This is a genomic window from Peribacillus aracenensis (assembly GCF_025175645.1).
Taxonomy (GTDB): Bacteria; Bacillota; Bacilli; order Bacillales; family DSM-1321; genus Peribacillus; species Peribacillus aracenensis.
In genome coordinates, this window is record NZ_JANZMJ010000070.1 from 1 (window position 1) to 4543 (window position 4543).

A 4543-nucleotide genomic window follows, 5' to 3' on the forward strand; every position below is an offset into this window, starting at 1 on the left:
ATATTGAATATATTATTTAAATTACTAGTTTAAAATAATAATAAAAATGGTCGTTTCACTATCACTCTTGAAATATTGGGAAATAATGGTGGGAGAAAGGGTTATACATAAAATTTGATTAGAGTTTGGAGAATGCTATATTACGCTTACAGATTTCTGATTATTATAAATTTTCAGTTTCATAAGATTGATTAGGGGCGGAGGGCTAATTATGATAGTTTTTGACCGAGTGAATAAGTTTTATGGCGATTTCCATGTATTGAAAGACATTAATCTTACGATTAAGAAGGGGGAAGTGGTCGTGGTCATCGGACCGTCCGGATCAGGGAAAAGTACACTGCTTCGATGCATTAATCGTCTAGAGACCATTTCGGAAGGTTCCCTTTCCATAAATGGTTCAAATGTAGCGGATAAAAAAACGGACATAAACAAACTCCGTCGGAATATCGGTATGGTTTTCCAGCATTTTCACTTGTATCCTCATAAAACCGTGCTAGAGAATATCATGCTTGCCCCCAGGAAGGTTTTAGGCCAATCCGAAGAGGAAGCGAAAAAGATTGCACTAAAGTATTTGGACAAGGTGGGGATTGGAGATAAAGCGAATTCATTTCCTTCCCAGCTTTCAGGTGGACAGCAACAAAGGGTAGCGATTGCCAGAGGTCTGGCAATGGGTCCCGAAATCATGCTATTTGATGAACCTACCTCAGCCTTGGATCCAGAAATGATCGGCGAGGTACTGGATGTAATGAAGGCCCTTGCCCATGAAGGCATGACGATGGTGGTGGTTACGCACGAAATGGGATTTGCCCGTGAAGTAGCGGATCGAATCGTATTCATGGACGAAGGCAGGGTTTTGGAAGAGGCATCACCGGCTGAGTTTTACGCCAATCCTCGTGAAGAGAGGGCTCGTTTATTCCTTAGCCGTATATTAAATCATTAAATAAAAAACAGGGGTGAATTTCATGTTTAAGAAAAAGAAATGGTTAAAATTATCTTTGCTATCATTACTGGCTGTCATCTTATTAGCTGGATGCGGCGGGGGCAAGGAATCAGACAAAGCTGAAGAGGGTGGAGGTAAAGACAAAGCAAAAGATGTTCTCGCACAAGTGAAGGAAAAGGATAAAATCGTTTTCGGGGTGAAAAATGATACAAGGCTATTCGGACTGAAAAATCCTAAGACTGGAGATGTAGAAGGCTTTGATATTGATATTGCCAAAGCTCTTGCAGCAGAAATCCTTGGTGATGAGAATAAAGTTGAATTTAAAGAAGTGACATCTAAGACAAGGATGGCATTATTGAATAATGGTGATATCGATGCGATTGTAGCGACCATGACAATCACGGAAGATCGTAAAAAAGAAGTTGACTTCACTGATGTTTACTTCGATGCCGGACAATCTTTGTTAGTCAAAAAGGGCAGTGATATTAAGGGGATTGATAGCTTAAAAGGGAAAAAGGTATTGGCCGTCAAGGGCTCTACTTCTTCCATAAATATCCGTGAAAAAGCTCCTGAAGCACAAGTGCTTGAATTTGAAAACTATTCCGAAGCGTTCGCCGCACTTAAATCCGGGCAAGGGGATGCCTTGACAACGGATGATTCCATCCTTTATGGAATGGCGGATGAAGATCCAAGTTATGAACTTGTTGGCGGTACATTTACGGAAGAGCCTTATGGAATTGCCGTGAAAAAAGGAAATGCTGACTTTGTTGGCGAGTTGAATAAAGCTCTTAAGTCACTTAAAGATTCAGGCAAGTACGATGAAATCCATGATAAATGGATTAAACATTAAACATTTTAGCAAATGTATAAGGGAAGCTAACCTTAAATAACATTTGAACATTTGTCTGTGGGGATGAGCGTTTTGCTCATCCTTACTAGTTAAAGGAGTGTACGCCGTGCTTGATTTCTCCATTTTAACAGAGAACCTGGATATGTATTTATTAGGCTTTAGAAATACGATCATGTCGAGTTTGATCGCGTTGGTAGCGAGTTTGATTCTTGGTGTGCTTATTGCAATCATGCGGATCGCGCCGATAAAGCCACTAAACTGGCTGGGTACCGCCTATGTCGAGTTCATTCGGAATATACCGTTATTGATCATAACCTTTTTCTTCTTTCTCGGTCTTAAACTTAGCGGTCTATATGCAGGGACATTGGCTTTGACCATTTACACTTCATCTTTCATAGCTGAGGCAATTCGAGCGGGCATACTTTCCGTGCCAAAGGGTCAAATGGAAGCTGCCCGTTCTTCAGGCCTGACATATGGCCAGGCAATGAGGCTCGTCATATTGCCACAGGCCGTTAAAATAGTCATACCTCCTTTAGGGAACCAATTTATCAATCTAGTTAAGAATTCTTCCATTTTAGCCGTCGTTGCAGGACTCGATCTTATGTACCACGGGGATTTGATTTCTTCAAGGACATTTGTCGTGTTTGATGTGTACATTTTCGTTGCAGCCTTTTACTTAATACTTACCATTCCTTTAAGTTTAGGCGTTGGTTATTTGGAAAAACGTCTGGCTAAGAGTAATTAAAGGAGGTATAAAATATGGATTTTGCAGGTGCCTATACACCAGATAATCTTAAGTTTTTATTAGAAGGATTTTGGGTAACGCTCCAGGTAGCTTTTATATCCATCATTCTAAGTTTCATTATTGGCGGGCTTGTTGGTATTATCCGTTACGCAAAGGTGCCGGTGATATCTCAAATATTAGCTTTGATTGTAGAAACGATACGGAATTTACCGCTGTTATTAATAATATTTTTTACGTATTTTGCTTTGCCGGAGGTGAGGATTAAACTGGAAATCATTCCAGCGGCCATTGTCGCCTTGACAATTTTCGAGTCTGCCATGCTCTCTGAAGTCATTCGAAGTGGACTAAAATCGATTGATAAAGGCCAAATGGAAGCTGCCCGTTCATCAGGCTTGAGCTATACACAGGCATTGATACATATTATTCTTCCCCAAGCGCTGCGGCGCATGGTTCCTCCTATTGTCAGCCAATTCATTTCATTATTAAAGGATACCTCTTTAGCAGTTGTCATCTCTTTACCGGAGCTGACTCATCATGGTCAAATCATATACGGACAAAGTCAAAAGTACTTAATCCCAATTTTGATCCTTGTGGCTCTCATGTATTTCATTGTTAACTATTGTCTCTCTATGGTAGCCCAAAAACTTGAATTGAAACGAACCTAAAAAAACGACTCAGGAATGAGTCGTTTTCTACTTGTCTACAAAAGGAGGTTTTTGCTATCACCTCGGACTATCGTTATAAAAGAAGACTTGGGTAGCCTCATGTATTTTTACATTTTTAATTAGAGCTGAGTCCCTCACCAGCTAGAAGAATTTGCGACACAACTGCCGAATAACTGGCAAACTGAGACACCCCTAGATGCTTGCGGCGAGAAGGATAGGCAGACAGTCTGCGGAAAGGGAGCGGATTTCTGAAATCATCAGGAATATTAGAAGTATAAGTACACAAAAAACGAATCTTTTCCTTTTACTAACCGTATATATAAAGGAAGAAAGAAGGTGGAATATATGTCGGAAATCAAACTAACCAATAGCAAAGCTATAGTATCATTGATCATGGGGGTATTATCCCTGTTAATTCCATTCATAGGCATCATATTAGGTATTCTAGGTTTAATATTTGCTTCGAAGAGTAAACAAGAAATTAAGCTTACTGGTGAATCTGGAAAGGGATTAGTGACAGCTGGAAAAGTGTGCAGCATCATTGGAATAATCTTGAATGTTATCTTGATCCTGATTTTCCTGGTGTTTTTTTATTTCACAGTAAGTACGGACATAACAACCTTTTAAATCTAAGTAATAACCTAAAATACTAAGAAAAGTAAATTAAACATATTTAAAATGGAAACTCATGTTATAATTAACTTAAAAGCCTAAATATGGTATGAAGGGATGATATTTTGACCATTCAAATCTTTGAGTATCCAGCCGTATTCTATTATGAAAAGCACCCGTTGATTATCGATTCTTTTTCCGTTCAAGTTTGCTTCCCGGATTTTAGGCGAGAAGGAATTATTTCTTCCGTTAGCGGTAGGAATCGAGTAGATGCCTTAGCTTGTGCTCAAGAACTGTTGGAAGCCATGGTCGAACATTTTATTCACGATAAAAAAACAATCCCGGATGCAAGTGAAATGGAAAAGGTGAATCTGGATAGGGGGATTAATATTTGTGAGGCTGCCCCCTTCAGGATTGAAATAGAAAATATCACATATGAAAAATAAAAAAACCTTGTCGATTAGGGGACAAGGTTTTTATTTTGTATTTCTTTACATTCAATGAACATTTTATAACCCGGAATGTCAAACCAAAATTTATACATAGTTTATTATTTTTTGAGTAAGCTGAAGTCGACGGTGAAAATGATTCCACTGTATATTTGAAAAACCATCATTACCTGAAAAAGGAATGATGGTTTTTTGGTTCGCTTGAATCCCTTTAAATATTTTTTATTTTTGGGGAAAGGATATTGCGTTCTTTATAACGAATATGTATAGTATAGGTAACAT

At 38.7% G+C, this 4543-nt stretch carries 6 protein-coding genes; all 6 read left to right on the forward strand.

From position 1 onward, the window contains the following. Positions 1 to 211 precede the first annotated feature (211 nt). The 6 genes from N0M92_RS28805 (at position 212) to N0M92_RS28830 (ending at position 4258) form a co-directional block, all read left to right on the forward strand. The gene (locus N0M92_RS28805; RefSeq protein WP_260288986.1) at positions 212 to 940 is read left to right on the forward strand and encodes an amino acid ABC transporter ATP-binding protein; all 729 of its coding nucleotides are present in this window, start codon (positions 212 to 214) and stop codon (positions 938 to 940) included. Between the two features lie 22 nt (positions 941 to 962). Further along, positions 963 to 1790, forward strand: a complete 828-nt coding sequence (locus N0M92_RS28810; protein WP_260288987.1) for a transporter substrate-binding domain-containing protein — start codon at positions 963 to 965, stop codon at positions 1788 to 1790. 106 nt (positions 1791 to 1896) lie between these two features. After that, on the forward strand, positions 1897 to 2535 hold the full coding sequence (locus N0M92_RS28815; RefSeq protein ID WP_260288988.1) for an amino acid ABC transporter permease: 639 nt from the start codon (positions 1897 to 1899) through the stop codon (positions 2533 to 2535). A 14-nt stretch (positions 2536 to 2549) separates the two neighbouring features. Continuing rightward, complete coding sequence (locus N0M92_RS28820) at positions 2550 to 3200, forward strand: amino acid ABC transporter permease (RefSeq protein WP_260288989.1); 651 nt, start codon at positions 2550 to 2552, stop codon at positions 3198 to 3200. A 345-nt stretch (positions 3201 to 3545) separates the two neighbouring features. Beyond that, positions 3546 to 3827, forward strand: a complete 282-nt coding sequence (locus N0M92_RS28825) for a DUF4190 domain-containing protein (RefSeq protein ID WP_260288990.1) — start codon at positions 3546 to 3548, stop codon at positions 3825 to 3827. A gap of 110 nt (positions 3828 to 3937) precedes the next feature. Next, positions 3938 to 4258, forward strand: a complete 321-nt coding sequence (locus N0M92_RS28830) for a type II toxin-antitoxin system HicB family antitoxin (protein ID WP_076369562.1) — start codon at positions 3938 to 3940, stop codon at positions 4256 to 4258. The last annotated feature ends 285 nt before the right edge of the window (positions 4259 to 4543 follow it).